Genomic DNA, 17,601 nt, shown 5'->3' with positions numbered 1-17,601 from the left:
TTATCGAAAGATGGAGGAGCGTCAAGCCCGAACCGCGTTTGCCGCGCTGTCGCAGGAAACGCGGCTGCGGATCGTGCGATTGCTGGTCAAGGCCGGTCCTGAGGGGATGGCCGCGGGGGCGATTGCCGAGGCGGTCGAGGTGTCGCCATCCAACGTGTCGTTCCATCTGAAGGACCTCGAACACGCCGGCATGATCCTGCCGCGCCGCGAGGCGCGCTCGATCATCTACTCGGCGGATTTCACCGGTTTGCGCGACCTCATTGCCTTCCTGATGAAGGATTGCTGCGCGGGCCACCCGGAGATCTGCGCGCCGGCGCTCGCCGCCGCCCAGTGCAAGCCTTCCACGAGCAAGAAGAAGGCGCGCGTCTGATGCGCGATTTCGATCTGCCACGGCGCCTTGTGGCCGAAGGTCTCGGCACGTTGCTTCTGGTCGCGACCGTCGTTGGCTCCGGCATCATGGCAGAAACCCTGACCAAGGACGTGGCGCTGGCGCTGCTCGGCAATACGCTGCCGACCGGTGCCATCCTGGTGGTGCTGATCACGATCCTTGGACCGATATCCGGCGCGCACTTCAATCCGGCGGTTACGCTGGTGTTCACGCTCAAGGGCGAACTCCGCCTGCCGCACGCGGCGCAGTACGTCGCGGCGCAGGTGCTCGGGGGAATCCTGGGTGCGATGGTCGCGCATGCCATGTTCGGCCTGCCGCTCCTGGAGTTCTCCGCCAGGGCGAGGACCGGGTTCCCGCAGTGGTTTGCGGAATTCGTTGCCGCGTTCGGACTGGTCGCAACGATCATCGGTGGCCTGCGGTTTCGCGAGGCCGCTATCCCATGGCTGGTCGGGCTCTACATCACCGCCGCCTACTGGTTCACCGCCTCCACGTCTTTCGCCAACCCAGCCGTTGCCATCGCGCGATCATTCACCGATACGTTTTCCGGTATCCGCGCGCAGGACCTGCCGGGATTCATCGTCGCCGAGATTCTGGGGGCGATGGCCGCGCTGGCGCTGATGACGTGGCTCCTGCGGCAGAGCGAAACGAAGATGGAAGCAATCCGATGACGATCACGATTTACCACAATCCCGCTTGCGGGACGTCGCGCAACGCGCTGGCCATGATCCGCCAAAGCGGGGAGGAGCCGGAGATCGTCGAGTATCTCAAGACGCCGCCCGCGCGCGACACGCTGATCTCCCTGATCAAGGCCATGGGCATGACGCCCCGCGCGCTGCTCCGCGAGAAAGGCACGCCTTATGCAGCGCTCGACCTTGCCAATCCGAAATGGAGCGACGACGAGTTGATCGATTTCATGATCGCGCATCCGATCCTGATCAATCGGCCGATCGTGGTCTCGCCGAACGGCGTGAAACTGTGCCGGCCGTCCGAGGTCGTGCTTGACCTTCTCGCCACGGACATTGGCCAGTTCGTCAAGGAAGACGGAGAAGTGGTTCCGTCCAGGACGCCGGGTGCGCGCGCCGGATGAGCCGCCGTGCAGACAACGTCCTGATTGTTGCGCTCGGGACCACGCAAACCCTTGCCTGGGCGTCGAGCTATTATCTGCCTGCCATCCTCGCGGACTCGATCGCGCGGGACCTCGGCATCTCGACGAACTGGCTGTTCGCCGCGTTCTCGATGGCGCTCGTGATCTCCGGGCTGCTCGGTCCGCGCGTCGGCCGCCAGATCGACCGGATGGGCGGACGCGAAGTGCTCTGCGCGTCCAACCTCATCCTGGCGTCCGGTCTGATCCTGCTCGGGCTGTCGCAGGGCGGCGTGCTGATGGCGGTGAGCTGGCTGTTGCTCGGCGTCGGCATGGGTCTTGGCCTGTATGATGCAGCCTTCGCGGCGCTCGGGCGCATCTACGGCAACGCCGCCCGTCGCTCCATCACCGGCATTACCCTGATCGCGGGCTTTGCCAGCACGATCGGCTGGCCGCTGAGTGCGTGGGGGCTCGCAACCATCGGCTGGCGCTGGACCTGCTTCGGCTGGGCCGCTGCGCACATCCTGATCTGCTTGCCGCTCAACGGCCTCCTGATCCCCGGGCTAAAGCGGGAGCATCGGATCGCGGCCGACACGCCGAAGCCGCACATTGCCATCGATCGCGCGATGGTGTTGCTCGCCTTTGCCTTCGCCGCCGCCTGGAGCGTGACGTCGGCGATGGCGGTTCATCTGCCGCGAATTCTGGAGTCGCTCGGTGCGACGCCGGCGCAGGCGATCGCGGCGGGCGCACTGATCGGCCCGGCGCAGGTGGCGGCACGCATTGTCGAAGCGAGCCTGCTGAAGCGCTTCCATCCGCTCTGGTCAGCGCGCCTGGCCTGCATCACACATCCCTTGGGCGCCTGCGTCATCGGTCTGTTCGGCGGTGGCTTCGCGGGGGTGTTCGCGCTGTTGCACGGTGCCGGAAACGGCATCCTGACCATCGCGCGCGGCACGCTGCCGCTGGCGATATTCGGTCCGAAGGATTACGGCTACCGCCTGGGACTGCTCGGCGCGCCGTCGCGACTGTCTCAAGCGCTCGCGCCCCTCATATTCGGATTCCTGATCTCGCCGCTCGGTGGCTACACGCTTGCGGTCACATCGGCTCTGAGCTTGGCCGCGCTTCTGGCGCTGTTCGCACTCAAGGCCGGGCCGAAGACCCCCTCGCGGTAGCATCACGCCCCTTCATCCGCCGAACCGTGTCGATGAACGCCTTGATGATCGGGGAATGACCGCGCCCGCTGTGATGGGCGATGCTGTACTGGGTCTTGATGGTGCGGTCGCTGATCTCCAGCGCGCGCAGGTTGGGATGCGGCACGAATTCGAAGTCGGCGACGACGCTGATGCCGAGGCCGCGCTCGACCGCCTTCCACACGCCCTCGCGGCTCTCGATCTCGAACACCGGCTCGATCCTGATGCCCTCGGCCTGCATCGTCGCCTCGAACGCGCGCCGCGTGGTCGAGCCGCGCTCGCGCAGCACGATAGGCTGGTCGGCCAGCTCGCGCAGCCTGACCGATTTGCGTTTGAACCAGGGATGGTCGCGGTTGACGAACACGATCACGCGGTGCGTGCGGTAGGGGATCATGGTGACGCGCGGATCCTCCGGCACCTCCGCCAGGATCGCGACGTCGGCCTCGAAGTCGACGATGTGGCGGAAGGTGCGTTCGGAATTGCCGAGCAGGGTCGAGATCTGCACCTCCGGATGATCGCGCTTGAACGCCGCGATGATTTCGGTGGCATGAAACGGTCCGACGGTCGCGACCCGCAGATGGCCCTTGGTCGCCTTGCCGTGCGCGGCCAGGAGGTCGTGGGCCTCGTCGCAGAACGTCATGATGCCGCGGGTGATCTCGAACAGCGCGGCGCCGGCCTCGGTGAGTTCGGTATGCCGCGGCTTCCGGATCAAAAGCTCGACGCCGTAGCTCTCCTCCAGCTCCTTGACCTGGATGGTCAATGTCGGCTGGCCGACGTTGAGCACGCGCGAGGCCGCGGTGAAGCCACCATGGGCGGCGACCGCATGGAAGGCGCGCAGCTGGCTGAACACTATTGACATAATCAATAGAACGCATCCGTAGAATGAATTTGTCAATAGCAGCCGGCGCCGTACCTTCGCGCCAAACGGAGGACGCGCTGATGGACTGGACTTATTCCAACCCGGTGAGGATCGAATTCGGAGCCGGCAGCTTCGACAAGCTGCCGGGACTGATCGGCAAGCGCGCCTACGCGCTCGTGACCTATGGCGAGCCGGTCTTCGACGAGCTGGAGCGGCGGCTGCGCGCCGCGGCGGGACCGTCGGTCCTGACCATCCGCGACGTCGCGCCCAATCCGGACTACCGCCTGCTCACCGAACAGACCGCGCGCTTTGCCGGGCTCGCGAGGCAGCCCGAGGTGATCGTCGCGCTCGGCGGCGGCTCGGTGATCGACTCCGCAAAGGTGTTCGCGGCCGCCGGCGGCGACTTCGCGACCGTCAAGACCTATCTGGAGACGCAGCAGGGCGCCGAGCGCCTCGCGGCGATCCCGATCATCGCGGTGCCGACCACCGCCGGCACCGGCAGCGAGGTGACCTGCTGGGGCACGGTGTGGGACGAGGCCAACGGCAAGAAATATTCGCTGGCGCGTCCGTCGCTCTATCCGACCCATGCCGTGATCGATCCGCGCCTGATGCTCGGCAAGCCGCAACTCCTCACCGTCAGCACCGGGCTCGACGCGCTGTCGCATGCACTGGAGAGCATCTGGAACGTCAACAACAACCCGGTGTCGGCCAACCACGCGGTGGCCGCGGCGCGCAGCATCCTCGACGTGCTGCCGAAGCTCGCCAATGACCTCGGCAATCTCGAGCTGCGCAGCCGCATGGCGCAGGCGGCACTGTTTGCCGGCCTCGCGTTCTCCAACACCAAGACCGCGATCGCGCATTCGCTGTCCTATCCGATCACGCTGCGGCACGGCGTGCAGCACGGCATCGCCTGCTCGTTCTCGCTGCCGATGGTGCTGCGCAGCGTCAAAGGGGCAGGCGGGCTCTGCGAGGACAGCCTCCGGCAGATCTTCGGCAGCGACCTCGCGCGCGCGGCCGACGATCTCGAGGACTTCATGGCGCGGCTCGGCATCTCCTGCAATCCGGCCGCCTACAGGATCGAGCGCGCCGAATGGCACGCGCTGATCGCGGACTCGCTCGAAGGCGAGCGCGGCCGCAACTTCCTGGGATCGAAGGAACGGCTGATCGAGGCAGCGCAGACGCAGCGGATGCCGAGCGCGGTGAGCGCGTGACGGCGGCGCAGTGACAAGGAGAGGTATCATGCAAGACAATCGCAAGACAATCACCGTCAACGGGCGCCGTTACGACGCGCCGACGCGGCCGACGGTCGTGATCTGCCTCGACGGCTCGGAGCCTGGCTATATCGAGCGGGCGATCGAGGCCGGCGTCGCGCCGACCTTCGCGCGCTTCATGAAGGAGGGCGCGCATGTCCATGCCGCCAGCGTGATCCCGAGCTTCACCAATCCGAACAACCTCTCGATCATCACCGGACGGCCGCCCGCGGTGCATGGCATCGCCGGCAACTACTTCTATGACACGGCGAACAACGCCGAAGTCATGATGAACGATCCGAAGTTCCTGCGCGCACCGACCATCCTCGCCGGTGTCCACGACGCCGGCTACAAGGTCGCCGCCGTCACCGCCAAGGACAAGCTGCGCACCTTGCTTGCGTACGGTCTGGACTATTCCAGCGGCCGCGCCATCGCGTTCTCGTCGGAGAAGGCCGACCAGGCCACCAAGGCCGCCAACGGCATCGATGATGTGCTCGATTTCGTCGGCCTGCCGCTGCCCGAGGTCTACTCCGCCGATCTGTCGCGCTTCGTGTTCGCGGCCGGCGTCAAGCTGGTCGAGCGCTACCGTCCCGATCTGATGTACCTGTCGACCACCGACTACATCCAGCACAAGGTCGGGCTCGGCACCAAGATCGCCAACGACTTCTACGCGATGATCGACGGCTATCTCGCGAAGCTCGATGCGCTCGGCTGCAACATCGTGGCGACCGCCGACCACGGCATGAACGACAAGTTCCTGCCCGACGGCAAGCCCGACGTGATCTACCTCCAGGACGTCATGGACGACTGGACGGGTACGGGTGCCGCACGCGTGATCCTGCCGATCACCGATCCCTATGTCGCCCATCACGGCTCGCTCGGCTCGTTCGCGACGATCTACACGCCGGAGGGCGCCAACGTCGACACGCTGCTGTCGCGGCTGCGTGCGACGGGAGGCATCGAGGTCGCGCTGACGCGCAACGAGGCCTGCGCCAGGTTCGAGCTGCCGCCGGACCGGATCGGCGACATCGTCGTGATCTCGACCAGGCACAAGGTGCTCGGCACCAGCGAGGCGCGTCACGATCTGTCGGGCCTGACCGAGCCGCTGCGCTCGCATGGCGGACTGACCGAGGAGCGGGTGCCGCTGATCGCCAACCGCAAGATCGCGCTGCCCGCCGGCCACGCCCTGCGCAACTTCGACGCCTTCGACGTCGCGCTCAACCGCATCCAGTGACGCATTCGGACCCCAAGGACAGTGCCATGAACATCCAGAGCCCGGCCGTTCGCCATGAGCAGATGCGCATCGCGGGCATCCTCGTCGACACCGACGAGCATGTCGAGGTTTTCAGTCCCTACACCAACAAGGTGGTGGGCACGGTGCCGGCGGCGCGGCCGGAGCATGTGCGCAGCGCCTTCGCCAAGGCGGCCGCGTTCAAGCCGAAGCTGACGCGCTACGAGCGCCAGCGCATCCTGCTGCGCACCGCCGAGATCCTGGCCGGGCGCAAGGAGGAATTTGCGCGGTTGATCACCGCCGAGTCCGGCCTGTGCTGGAAGGATTCGCTCTACGAGGCCGGGCGCGCCTATGACGTCTATTCGTTTGCCGGCCAGCTCGCGATCAAGGACGACGGCGAGACGTTCTCCTGCGACATCAGCCCGCAGGGCAAGGCGCGCAAGATCTTCACGACGCGCACCCCGCTGCTCGGCGCGATCTCGGCGATCACACCGTTCAACCATCCGCTCAACATGGTGAGCCACAAGATCGCGCCGGCGATCGCGACCAACAACCGCGTGGTGCTGAAGCCGACCGAGCTGACGCCGCTGACCGCGCTCGCGCTCGCCGACGTGCTGTACGAAGCCGGGCTGCCGCCGGAGATGCTGTCGGTGGTGACCGGCAATCCGCATTCGATGGGGGATGCGATGATCACCGATCCGGACGCCGATCTCGTGACCTTCACCGGCTCGGTCAGGGTCGGCAAGCACATCGCCAATAAAGCGGGCTACAAGCGCCTGGTGCTCGAGCTCGGCGGCAACGATCCGCTGATCGTGATGGAGGACGCCGACCTCGACAAGGCGGCCGAACTCGCGGTCACCGGCGCCACCAAGAATTCCGGCCAGCGCTGCACCGCCGTCAAGCGCATCCTCTGCGTCGAGGCGGTCGCTGACGATTTTGTCGCGTTGGTGCTGAAGAAGGCGCGCAAGCTGAAATGCGGCGACCCGATGGACCCGACGGTCGACGTCGGCACCGTGATCCATGAGGGCGCGGCGAAGGAATTCGAGCGCCGCGTCAATGCCGCCGTCGCCGACGGCGCCGAGCTGCTGCACGGTAACGCTCGCGACGGCGCGCTCTATCCGCCGACCGTGGTCGACCGGATTCGCTACACCAGCGAGCTGGTGATGCAGGAGACCTTCGGGCCTGTGATCCCGATCATCCGCGTGCCCAACGACATCGACAGCGTGATCCGGATCTCGAACGCGACCGCGTTCGGCCTGTCGTCTGGCGTCTGCACCAACCGGCTCGACTACATCACGCGGTTCGTCAATGAGCTCGACGTCGGCACCGTCAACGTCTGGGAAGTGCCGGGCTACCGGATCGAGATGTCACCGTTCGGCGGGATCAAGGATTCCGGCCTTGGCTACAAGGAAGGCGTGCAGGAGGCGATCAAGAGCTTCACCAACGTCAAGACCTATTCGCTGCCCTGGCCGGCATAGGGACGTCCGAACGAGGGCCGCACGCGCGCAACAAGAACAACGCGGCGGCCGACTGCAATCACCAATCAATCAGGGGAGGCCTTAATGTCGATCACGTTCAGTCCGTCGGGCGTCGGCTCGGTCGGAGTGCAAAATCCGGAGCTCGCGACATCGTTCCGCCGCGCGCAGTGGCGGATGCTGTTCGCGGCGATGTTCTGCTATCTGTTCTTCTACACCGGGCGGCAAACCTTCGGCTTCGCCATTCCCGGCATCCAGGCCGAGTTCGGCGTCACCAAGGAGGCGCTGGGCTGGGCCAGCGCGGCGCTGCTCTGGTGTTACGCGGTCGGGCAGGCGATCAACGGCAATCTCGGCGACAAGTTCGGCGGCCGCCGCGTGATGAGCGCGGGCGCGATCCTTTCCTTCATCATGAACTGGGCCACCAGTCTCTCGACCGGGATCGTCAGCCTCACCGCGTTCTGGGGCATCAACGGCTATTTCCAGTCGATGGGATGGGCGCCGGGCAGCCGGCTGCTGTCGAACTGGTGGGGCCGCCACGAGCGCGGCACGGTCTACGGACTCTATACATTCGCGGCCGGTCTCGCCTCGGTGCTGTCGTTCGTCACCTCGCTGGTCGTGGTCGGCTACTTCCAGCTCGACTGGCGCTGGATCTTCCGTATCCCGGTCGTGCTGCTGCTGCTCGGCGGCATCGCGTTCTATCTGATCGCGCGCGAGAAGCCCGAGGACATGGGCTTTGCCTCGCCGCATGACGAGGCCGACGATGTCGCCTCTGCGGAAACTGCGGTCAGCGCCAATGAGGGCTCGCTGGCGCGCTACAAGGCGGTGCTGTCGAACTGGCGCCTTTTGGTCGCCGGCGTCGCGATCGGCTTCCAGAACGCGGCGCGTTACGGCCTCTTGGTGTGGGTGCCCGTCCACTTCCTCGGCGGCAACTGGGCCAAGGCCGGCGCCGCCTCGGTGATCGATCCGCGCTGGATCAGCATCGCGCTGCCGGTCGGCATGGCGGTCGGCGCGTTCAGCAATGGCTGGGTCTCGGACAAGGTGTTCGGCTCGCGCCGCTACCTCGCCATCGTGCTCTACATGGCGCTCGCCGCGGTCACCTCGCTGTGCATGTACGCGATCCCGACCTCGGACATCGTTCTCGGGATGACCGTGCTGTTCCTGTGCGGCTTCTTCACCTACGGTCCGCAATCCTCGTTCTGGGCGCTGTGCCCGGATCTGGTCGGCCACAAACGGGCAGGGACCGCGACCGGGGTGATGAACTTCTTCGCCTACCTGTTCGCAGGTCTCGGCGAGCCGATGATCGGCCACTTCATGGACAAGCATAACCAGACCTCGCTGGTGTTCCTGGTGGTCGCCGTCTGCGCAACCTCCAGCGCGGTGGTGGCGGCCTTCATCCGTCGCTAGCTCACTCACTGCGTCCCGGGCAACGGCCCCGGGGCGCCGCTGTCCGTGCCTACGTAGCCCGGATGAGCGAAGCGATATCCGGGGCTGGTTTTGTCCCCGCATGTCGCTTCGCTCATGCGGGCTAGGCTCGTTTTTGCAGTGAGCAGAGCACCGAGGCGGGCGATTGTTGCAGCGGCGACGCCGGGCCAATTCCCTGCAATCGCCTGCCTCGTGCGGCTGACCTGACGCCCAATTCCTGATCATCGGCTGCTCAATTGAAGCGCAAGATTGATAAAATATCGACTTATATCAATAAGATAAACTAAATTGTATGCAGAATACAAAATGTGCTTGTCCCGTTTGCCGCCTTGAAGCAGACTTCACGCAGGGCAGGAGAGGCCAGCGACCGTCAAGGACGAGGGGCGCGGCAGGGCAAAACAATCTGTCGGGAGGAGCAAGCAATGAGCGATCAGGTGTCCACCATCGCAATGGCAGATACGGCAAAGCCTTCAGGCGTGCGCTGGAAGATTTTCCTGCTGATGCTGTTCCTGATCTCGATCAACTATATCGATCGCGCCTCGCTCTCGGTCGCGATGCCGGTCATCGCCAAGGAGTTCGATATCGATCCGGCGATGCAGGGCCTGATCCTGAGCTCGTTCTTCTGGACCTATGCGCTGATGCAGGTGCCGGGCGGCATGCTCGCCGATCGCTTCAAGCCGCGTATCGTGATCGCGCTCGCGACGCTGTTCTGGGGCTTCTTCCAGGCGCTGGCGGCGCTGTCCACCAGCTGGATGCTGCTGCTGCTGACCCGGCTCGGGCTCGGCGCGTCGGAAGCGCCGATCTATCCGGCCGGCGGCAAGCTCAACGCGATCTGGATGACGCAGACCGAGCGCGGCCGCGGCGCCACCTTGCTGGACGGCGGCGCGCCGCTTGGTGCGGCGCTCGGCTCGATCGTGATCGCCTGGTTGATGGCGGCGTTCAGCTCCTGGCGCGTCGCCTTCGTCATCGCCGGCGTCGGCACCATGCTGTGCGGGCTGTGGGCCTGGTACTACATCCGCAACGTGCCGCGCGAGCATCCGTCGGTCAATGAAGCCGAGGCGCGCTATCTCGAGGAGGCGCACGCGATCGAGGATGCGGCGACGCCGCCGTCTTCGGGCGCAAGCTGGATGGCGTATTTCCGGTTTCGCTCGGTGTGGTGCATGTGCCTCGGCTGGATGTTCTTCAACACCACGTTCTACGGGCTGCTGACCTGGATGCCGACCTACCTGTTCAAGGTGCACGGCTTCGACATCAAGGCGCTGGGCGGCGCGTCCTTCATCATCTTCTTCGCAGGCTTCGTCGGCGAACTGGTCGGCGGCTGGATCGGCGATAACTGGCGGGAGCGGGGCGGGTCGCCCAACACCGTGTTCCGCACGCTGTTCGGCATCGCGGCGATCATGGCGACGGTGTCGATCTTCCTCGTCGCCTACGTCACCAACGCGGTTGCGGTCGTGGTGCTGCTGTCGACGACGCTGTTCTTCTTGCGCTGGTGCGGCATGTACTGGGCGATTCCGTCGGCGCTGGCGGGCCGCGGCAAGTCCGGCTTCCTCGGCGGCTGCATGAATCTCGGCGGCAACATCGCCGGCATCACGACGCCGCTGATCGTCGGCTTCATCGTGCAGGCCACCGGCTCCTATTTCCTGGCCCTGATGTATTTCGCCGCCGCGGGCATTGCGCTGTTGATCTGCTCGACCCTGATCGATTACAGCCGCAAGCTCCCGGTCTAAAACGGATGCGGCCGAATCCGCCAAGGATTCGCCCGCTTGATGAGGCTCACCAATGACACGTCCCGTCCGGCTCGGCATGCTGACGCCGTCGTCGAATACCGCGCTCGAGCCGATCACCTGCGCGATGCTATCGGGCGTCGACGACGTCTCGGCGCATTTCTCGCGCTTCAAGGTGACCGAGATCGCGCTGTCGGAGCAGGCGCTGCGCCAGTTCGACGCCAGCGAGATTCTTCGCGCGGCCGAGCTGCTGGCGCATGCCAAGGTCGACGTCATCGCCTGGAATGGCACCTCGGCAAGCTGGCTCGGTTTCGACCGCGACGAGAGCCTGTGCGAAGAGATCACGGCGGCAACGGGTATCAAGGCCTGTACCACGGTGCTGGCCTATCGCGACGTGTTGCGGCGGATCGGCGCCAGCCGCATCGGGCTGGTGACGCCGTATCGCAAGGACGTGCAGGAGCGGATCGTCGCCAACTGGAATTCGCAAGGGCTGCACTGTTTTGCCGAGCGGCATCTGTCGCTGCAGGACAATTTCTCCTTTGCCGAGGTCAGCGAGGCCGAGGTCGCGCGGCTGATCGAGGAGGTGGTGCGCGAGGGCTGCGATGCCGCCGTCGTGCTCTGTACCAACATGCGCGGCGCCGGCGCGGCCGAGCGGCTGGAGCGCGGATTTGGCGTCCCGGTGCTGGATTCGATTGCGGTGACGCTGTGGGCATGCCTTGCCGCGGCCGGCTGCGATCCGTCGCGCGTGCAGGGCTGGGGCAGCCTGTTCTCGAACCCCGATCTGCGCGCGGCCGCCGCGATCCACGTGGGAGGGCGCGATCTCCAATCATGACAGTGAAGGCAAGCGGTGACTGAACCCAAGGCGACCAGACGTAACAAGGAACCCAAGCGCGCGATGACCGCGCTGCAACGGCGCCGCCTGCGTGTGCCGCGGGTCGGGCTACACGAGCAGGCTGCGGCGCGGCTGCGCACCATGATCGTGCGCGGCGAGCTGGCGCCGGGGCAATCGCTGGGGGAGGCGGACCTGTCCGACGCGCTCGGCGTCTCGCGCACGCCGCTGCGCGAGGCGCTGAAGCAATTGGCGAGCGAGGGCCTGGTCGAGCTGCGGCTCAACCACAGCGCCGTGGTGGCGCCGTTCCGCCGTGCCGAACTCGCCGAACTGTTCGAGGCCGTCAGCGGCATCGAACGCTGCGCCGCCGAGCTCGCCGCGCTGCGCATGGAGCCGGACGACTTCGAACGGCTCGCGGCGCTGCAGGACAAGATCGAATGGCATCACGGCCGCGGCGAGCTGCGCGATTATTTTCAAGTTAATCAGCAGATCCATTCGGCGATCGTCGGCTTCGCCCGCAATGCCGTGTTGAAGGCGACGCACGAGGCGCTGCTGGCGCGGGCCGAGCGGGCGCGCTTCTTCGCGCTGTCGGTGCTCGGCCGCTGGGATGAATCGGTGCAAGAGCATCAGGAGATTTTGTCGGCGCTGAAGGCGCGTGATGCGGCCCGGGCCGGACAGATACTGGCCCACCACGTGCGCCGCACTGGCGAGATCGTCGCCGAGACGCTGGATGCCAAGGCAATGAACGACAAGGCGGACGACGCCGCGGCACCGGAGGCACCGGCAAGGCCGCGCGGCCGCAAGACGAGGAACGTTGCGCCATGAAGATCCTGCTGCTCAATCCCAACACGACGGCTGATGTGACGGATCTGCTCCATGCCGCCGGCAGCAAGGCGGCATCCGCCGGCACCGAGCTCGTGCCGCTCACCGCCGCGCGCGGCGTGCCTTATATCGCGACCCGCGCCGAGGCCCAGATCGGTGGTGCGATCGCGCTGGAGATGCTGGCCGAAGCCGGCCCCGGCGTCGATGCCGCTGTCATCGCGGCGTTCGGCGATCCCGGCCTGTTCGGCGCGCGTGAGCTGTTCGCCTTCCCCGTCGTGGGATTGGCCGAAGCTGCGATGCTCACGGCCTGCATGCTCGGCCGCCGGTTTGGTATCGTCACCTTCGCCGGCGCGCTGGCGCCCTGGTACGAGGAATGCGTCGCCATGCACGGGCTGAGCTCGCGCTGCGCCGGCATTCGCACGCTTGACGGTCATTTCCAGTCGATCTCGCAGGTGCAGGCCGAGAAGGAGGAGCTGCTGGTCGCGCTCGCCAACCGTGCGGTCGATCAGGACAACGCCGACGTCGTCATTCTGTCGGGCGCACCGCTTGCCGGACTCGCGGCAAAAGTCCGCGACCGCATTCCGGTGCCGGTGGTCGATCCGGTCGCGGCGGCGGTGCGGCAGGCGGAGACGCTCGCCGTGCTCAAGCCGCGCAAGGCGGTGGCCGGCACCTTCCGCCGTCCCGATCCGAAGCCGACGCGCGGGCTGGCCGAGCCACTCGCCGCAATCATCGAACACCGCTCACCGAAGGAGGGAACAAACTGATGTCCTTCGACACCATTATCCGCGGCGGCACCGTGGTGACCGCGGCCGACACCTTCGCCTGCGACGTCGGTATCCGTGGCGGCAAGATCACGGCGCTCGGCCATGATCTCGGCGATGCAGCCACGATCATCGACGCCACCGACCGCCTGGTGCTGCCCGGCGGCATCGACAGCCATGTCCACTTCGCCCAACCGTCCGGTGACGGCATCGTAATGGCCGACGGTTTTGCCAGCGGCACGCGATCGGCGGCCTTCGGCGGCAACACCACCGTGCTGCCGTTCTGTCTGCAGGAGAAGGGCCAGACCCTGCGCGAGGCGCTGAAGCATTACCATTCGCTGGCCGAAGGCGAGTGCCATGTCGACGTCGCCTTCCATCTCATCCTCACCGATCCGACCGAGCATGTGCTGGGCCAGGAGCTGCCGGCCCTGGTCGAGGACGGCTACACCTCGCTCAAGGTCTTCATGACCTATGAGGGCCTCGCGCTGTCGGACCGCGAGCTGCTCGAGACCATGTCGGTCGCGCGCGAGACCGGCGCCATGCTGATGGTGCATGCGGAGAATTTCGACGCCATCCGCTTCCTGACCGACCGGCTCGAACGGACCGGTAACACCGCGCCGCGCTTCCATGCGACCTCGCGGCCGATCCCGGTCGAGCGCGAGGCCACCCATCGCGCGATCTCGCTGTCCGAGCTCGTCGACGTGCCGATCATGATCGTGCATGTCTCGAACCGCGAGGCGATGGACGAAATCCGGCGCGCGCAGCAAAGGGGCTTGCGGGTCATGGGCGAGACCTGTCCGCAATACCTCATGCTGACCGAAAAGGATCTCGATCAGCTCAACATGGAAGGCGCAAAATACGTCTGCTCGCCGCCGCCGCGCGACGTCGCCAGCCAGCAGGCCTGTTGGGAAGGGCTGCAGCAGAAGGTGTTTTCGGTGTTCTCGTCGGACCATTGTCCGTTCCGTTACGACGACCCGCAGGGCAAGCTTGCGCCGAAGGGACGTACCAGCTTCCGCTGGGTGCCGAACGGAATCCCGGGTGTGGCGACGCGGCTGCCGATCCTGTTCTCCGAAGGCGTGGTGAAGGGACGGATCGACCTCAACAGCTTTGTCACCTTCAGCGCCACCAACCACGCCAAGATCTACGGCCTCTATCCGCGCAAGGGCACCATCGCGGTCGGCTCGGATGCCGACATCGCGCTGTGGGACCCGAAGCGCAAGGTCACGATTCGCCACGAGTTGATCCACGACGGCGCGGACTACACGCCCTATGAGGGGCTCGAGGTCACGGGCTGGCCGGTGCTGACCATGGTGCGCGGTAAGGTCGTCGTCGATAACGGTACGCTCATCGGCGGCAAGGAGCACGGCACCTATCTGCCGCGCGCCAAGCCGCTGAAGGCCGCGACCATTCCGTAACGCGACCAATCCGTAACAAGCAAAGAGAGAAGGCAGGAGATCAACATGCCCTATGCTGTGACAGACGACGGAGTGCGGCTCTATTTCGAGGAGACCGGATCGGGGCATCCGGTGATCCTGGTTCACGAGTTCGCCGGCGACCTGCGCAGCTACGAGCCGCAGATGCGGCACTTCGGCAAGCGCTTCCGGACCATCGCCTACAATGCGCGCGGCTTTCCGCCGTCGGATGTACCGGAGCAGGTCTCGTCCTATTCGCAGGCGCGCGCCGCTGACGATATCCTGGCCGTGCTCGATCACATCGGCGCGCCGAAGGCGCATATCGTTGGTCTGTCGATGGGCGGCTTTGCGACGCTGCATTTCGGATTACGTCACCCTGATCGGGCGCTGTCGCTATGCATCGGTGGCTGCGGCTACGGCGCCGAGCTCGATAAGCGCGAGACGTTTCGCGCCGAGGCCGACGTGATCGCGGGCATGATCCGCAAGGAGGGCATTCCGACCTTCGCCGAGCGCTACGCCTACGGGCCGACCCGCGTGCAGTACGAGAACAAGGACCCGCGCGGCCATGCCGAGTTCAAGGCCATGCTGGCCGAGCATTCGGCGGTGGGATCGGCCAACACCCAGCAGGGCGTACAGAAGGAGCGCCCTTCGCTCTACACGCTGGTCGACGAGATGAAGCGGATCAAGGTGCCGACGCTGATCATCACCGGCGACGAGGATTGGCCTTGCCTGCTGCCGGGCATCCTGATGAAGCAGAGCATCCCGTCGGCCGCGCTCGCGGTGATGCCGAACTGCGGCCACGCCATCAACATCGAGGAGCCCGACGAATACAACCGGATCGTCGGCGAATTCCTGGCGCAGGTCGAGAGCGGCCGCTGGCCGCAGCGCGATCCGCGCGCGGTCAGTGCTTCGATCACGGGAATGAAGGGGTAGGCTTCACGCCGAGTTGAATCGCGGCCTTCATCCGCCACCAGACCAAGCATCCGCGCTTTTCGGGACACATCCCCGGAAGGCGCGGATTTTTTTCGGGCGTGAGCAAGCCGCGACAGCCGGCGGTGCACAACCTGTTCGCATGATTGCTGACTGCTGCAGTCATCTCCAACGCGATCCGTTCAATTCCATGTCTTGTGACCGAAACCGCGTCCACAGATAGCCGATCGCGTGAGACGGAAGAGGAGGGCGTCTGTCATGCGCGCAAAGATTGGTCCCCCGATATCTGCAACCGATGCGGACATGAGCGCGCATCATCGTTCGTCGCATTCATTCGACCGACACAGCGCTGTCATCGGTGGTGGATAACTTGTCGCAGGTCGACGTCATAAATCCTTAAAAATAAAAAGGGGCACTACGGTGAAAGCCAAATTTCTTTCGACGGTCGGAGTCTGTCTGGTTGCTGCCGCTGCGGTGATGTGCAGCGCCGCCGCTCAGGACGACAACAAGGGCAATAACGGCCACGATCATCATCCGCACGACATCCACACCCAAACGCCGATCAAGCATCTCGTCGTCATCTTCAACGAGAACCGCTCGTTCGATCACTACTTCGCAACCTACCCGGTTGCGACCAACCCGACCGGCTCGATTCCGTTCACGGCGAAGCCGCATACGCCGAAGGTCAACAATCTCGCCAGCGCCAATCTGTTGACCAATAACCCGAACACCAATCCGGCCAACGGCACCGGCGCAACCAATCCGTTCCGCCTCGACCGCACCCAGGCCAACACCAAGTCGCAGAACCACGCCTATACGCCCGAGCAGCAGGCGGTCGACAACGGCAAGGAAGACCTGTTTCCGAAATTCACCGGTCGCGGCACCGCCGGCGGCGTCGGCGCGTTCGGCACCAACGGGCAGGTGATGGGCTATTTCGACGGCAACACCGTCACCGCGTTCTGGAATTACGCCCAGAACTTCGCGATGAGCGACAACAGCTGGACCGACACCTTTGGTCCGTCGACGCCCGGCGCGCTCGAGGTCGTGTCCGGCCAGACCAACGGCGCGCAGAACATCGTCGGCTCGTCATCGTCGATCGCCGACGGCCAGGGCGGCCTGACGCTCATCGGTGATACCGACCCTGCCTACGATGCCTGCTCGAGCACGACGAGCCAGGTCTTGATGACCAGCAAGAACATCGGCGACCTGCTCAATGCCGAGCAGATCAGCTGGGGCAGCTTCATGGGCGGCTTCGACCTGACGCTCAAGAACAGCAACGGCACCACCAACTGCGGCCGCAGCACGTTCTCGAGCAACGTCAACGGCACCGTCGTGGACTACATCCCGCACCACGCCTGGTTCCAGTACTACAAGTCGACCGCGAACCCGACCCATGCGCGACCGAGCTCGGTGAATGCGGTCGGACACTCCTATATGCCCGGCAGCAAGACGCTCGATCCGGCCAATCATGCCTACGATCTCGAGGACTTCTATGCTTCGGTGAAGGCCGGCAACTTCCCGGCCGTCTCCTACATCAAGATGCCGGCCTATCAGGACGGTCATCCTGGCAACTCCGATCCGCTCGATGAGCAGGCCGGCAATGTCGAGCTGATCAACTTCCTGCAGAAGCAGAAGGAGTGGGGCGAGACCGCCGTCATCATCACCTATGACGACTCCGACGGCTGGTACGACCACCAGTACCTTGCACCGATCAGCGCCTCGTATGATCCCACCGCCGACCAGGTCAACGGTCCCGGCCAGTGCGGTCGCGGTATCGGCAGGCAGACGCCGCCGAACGGCCTCAACGGCCAGCCGGTAAACGGCCGCTGCGGTCCCGGTACGCGTGTCCCGTTCCTGGTGATCTCGCCCTTCGCCAAGCGGAATTACGTCAGCCACACCCGCATCTCGCAGGCCTCCGTCGTTCGCTTCATCGAGGACAACTGGCTGCACGGCCAGCGTCTCGGCGGCGGCTCGTTCGACGACAACGTCGAATCGATCGCCGACATGTTCGACTTCGAGCGCGGCCACGGCCAGGACCACGAGTACCGGCAGGACACGCTGTTTCTCGATCCGACCGCCGGCACCGTCATCGTCAGCGCGCCGGACGATCACCATCACCACTAACGCCCTTCGGTTCTGATCCAATCAGAACCGAAGCTCTGCCCTGACGCGTTCTGCTCGCGCGAACTGGTCTCCAGTTCGCGCGAAAACGCTTAACGACACTGGATCT

General features: G+C 65.3%; 16 protein-coding genes. 15 read left to right on the top strand and 1 reads right to left on the bottom strand.

Annotation, left to right across the window (positions count from 1 at the left end):
* Positions 1-10 precede the first annotated feature (10 nt).
* From ACVIHF_RS17965 to ACVIHF_RS17950, 4 genes are read left to right on the top strand one after another with little or no spacing between them, the layout of a single operon-like run.
* A complete protein-coding gene (locus tag ACVIHF_RS17965; protein WP_253608314.1) occupies positions 11-370 on the top strand; it encodes an ArsR/SmtB family transcription factor in 360 nt (119 codons plus the stop codon).
* Positions 370-1,056: an aquaporin gene (locus tag ACVIHF_RS17960; RefSeq protein ID WP_253609993.1), complete on the top strand. Its 687-nt coding sequence runs from the start codon at positions 370-372 to the stop codon at positions 1,054-1,056. The genes ACVIHF_RS17965 and ACVIHF_RS17960 overlap by 1 nt, the downstream gene beginning before the upstream one ends.
* A complete protein-coding gene (gene arsC / locus ACVIHF_RS17955) occupies positions 1,053-1,475 on the top strand; it encodes an arsenate reductase (glutaredoxin) (RefSeq protein WP_253608315.1) in 423 nt (140 codons plus the stop codon). Before ACVIHF_RS17960 ends, arsC begins: the two co-directional genes overlap by 4 nt.
* On the top strand, positions 1,472-2,638 hold the full coding sequence (locus tag ACVIHF_RS17950) for an MFS transporter (RefSeq protein ID WP_253608316.1): 1,167 nt from the start codon (positions 1,472-1,474) through the stop codon (positions 2,636-2,638). Before arsC ends, ACVIHF_RS17950 begins: the two co-directional genes overlap by 4 nt.
* Here the strand turns inward: ACVIHF_RS17950 and ACVIHF_RS17945 are convergent.
* Complete coding sequence (locus ACVIHF_RS17945; RefSeq protein ID WP_253609994.1) at positions 2,607-3,515, bottom strand: LysR substrate-binding domain-containing protein; 909 nt, start codon at positions 3,513-3,515, stop codon at positions 2,607-2,609. The two genes, ACVIHF_RS17950 and ACVIHF_RS17945, sit on opposite strands and share 32 nt — an antisense overlap.
* Positions 3,516-3,595: 80 nt before the next feature.
* Between ACVIHF_RS17945 and psrA the strand changes: the two genes are divergently transcribed.
* From psrA to ACVIHF_RS17890, 11 genes are all read left to right on the top strand, one after another.
* On the top strand, positions 3,596-4,726 hold the full coding sequence (gene psrA, locus ACVIHF_RS17940) for an iron-containing alcohol dehydrogenase PsrA (protein WP_253608317.1): 1,131 nt from the start codon (positions 3,596-3,598) through the stop codon (positions 4,724-4,726).
* A gap of 25 nt (positions 4,727-4,751) precedes the next feature.
* Positions 4,752-5,999 (top strand): phosphonoacetate hydrolase, encoded by a 1,248-nt coding sequence (gene phnA / locus ACVIHF_RS17935; protein ID WP_375166701.1) that lies wholly within the window; start codon positions 4,752-4,754, stop codon positions 5,997-5,999.
* A gap of 26 nt (positions 6,000-6,025) precedes the next feature.
* A complete protein-coding gene (gene phnY, locus ACVIHF_RS17930) occupies positions 6,026-7,474 on the top strand; it encodes a phosphonoacetaldehyde dehydrogenase (protein WP_253608319.1) in 1,449 nt (482 codons plus the stop codon).
* Positions 7,475-7,558: 84 nt separating this feature from the next.
* Positions 7,559-8,875 (top strand): MFS transporter, encoded by a 1,317-nt coding sequence (locus ACVIHF_RS17925; RefSeq protein ID WP_253608320.1) that lies wholly within the window; start codon positions 7,559-7,561, stop codon positions 8,873-8,875.
* A 440-nt stretch (positions 8,876-9,315) separates the two neighbouring features.
* Positions 9,316-10,620 carry an MFS transporter gene (locus tag ACVIHF_RS17920; RefSeq protein ID WP_028336433.1) on the top strand — a complete coding sequence of 435 codons (1,305 nt, stop codon included), beginning with the start codon at positions 9,316-9,318 and terminating at the stop codon, positions 10,618-10,620.
* Between the two features lie 52 nt (positions 10,621-10,672).
* Positions 10,673-11,449 (top strand): maleate cis-trans isomerase family protein, encoded by a 777-nt coding sequence (locus ACVIHF_RS17915; RefSeq protein WP_076834556.1) that lies wholly within the window; start codon positions 10,673-10,675, stop codon positions 11,447-11,449.
* A 63-nt stretch (positions 11,450-11,512) separates the two neighbouring features.
* On the top strand, positions 11,513-12,271 hold the full coding sequence (locus ACVIHF_RS17910; protein WP_057020880.1) for a GntR family transcriptional regulator: 759 nt from the start codon (positions 11,513-11,515) through the stop codon (positions 12,269-12,271).
* The gene (locus ACVIHF_RS17905) at positions 12,268-13,032 is read left to right on the top strand and encodes an aspartate/glutamate racemase family protein (protein WP_253608321.1); all 765 of its coding nucleotides are present in this window, start codon (positions 12,268-12,270) and stop codon (positions 13,030-13,032) included. Before ACVIHF_RS17910 ends, ACVIHF_RS17905 begins: the two co-directional genes overlap by 4 nt.
* Positions 13,032-14,444, top strand: coding sequence for a dihydropyrimidinase (gene hydA / locus ACVIHF_RS17900; protein WP_253608322.1), 1,413 nt, complete (start codon positions 13,032-13,034; stop codon positions 14,442-14,444). Before ACVIHF_RS17905 ends, hydA begins: the two co-directional genes overlap by 1 nt.
* 45 nt (positions 14,445-14,489) lie before the next feature.
* Complete coding sequence (locus ACVIHF_RS17895) at positions 14,490-15,374, top strand: alpha/beta fold hydrolase (RefSeq protein WP_253608323.1); 885 nt, start codon at positions 14,490-14,492, stop codon at positions 15,372-15,374.
* 474 nt (positions 15,375-15,848) lie between these two features.
* Positions 15,849-17,495, top strand: coding sequence for a phospholipase C (locus ACVIHF_RS17890; protein WP_256558989.1), 1,647 nt, complete (start codon positions 15,849-15,851; stop codon positions 17,493-17,495).
* Positions 17,496-17,601: the final 106 nt, after the last annotated feature.

The organism is Bradyrhizobium sp. USDA 4506, from assembly GCF_054058795.1.
Note: the sequence above shows the minus strand (reverse complement) of the source record. Positions and strands in the feature narration are given on the sequence as shown.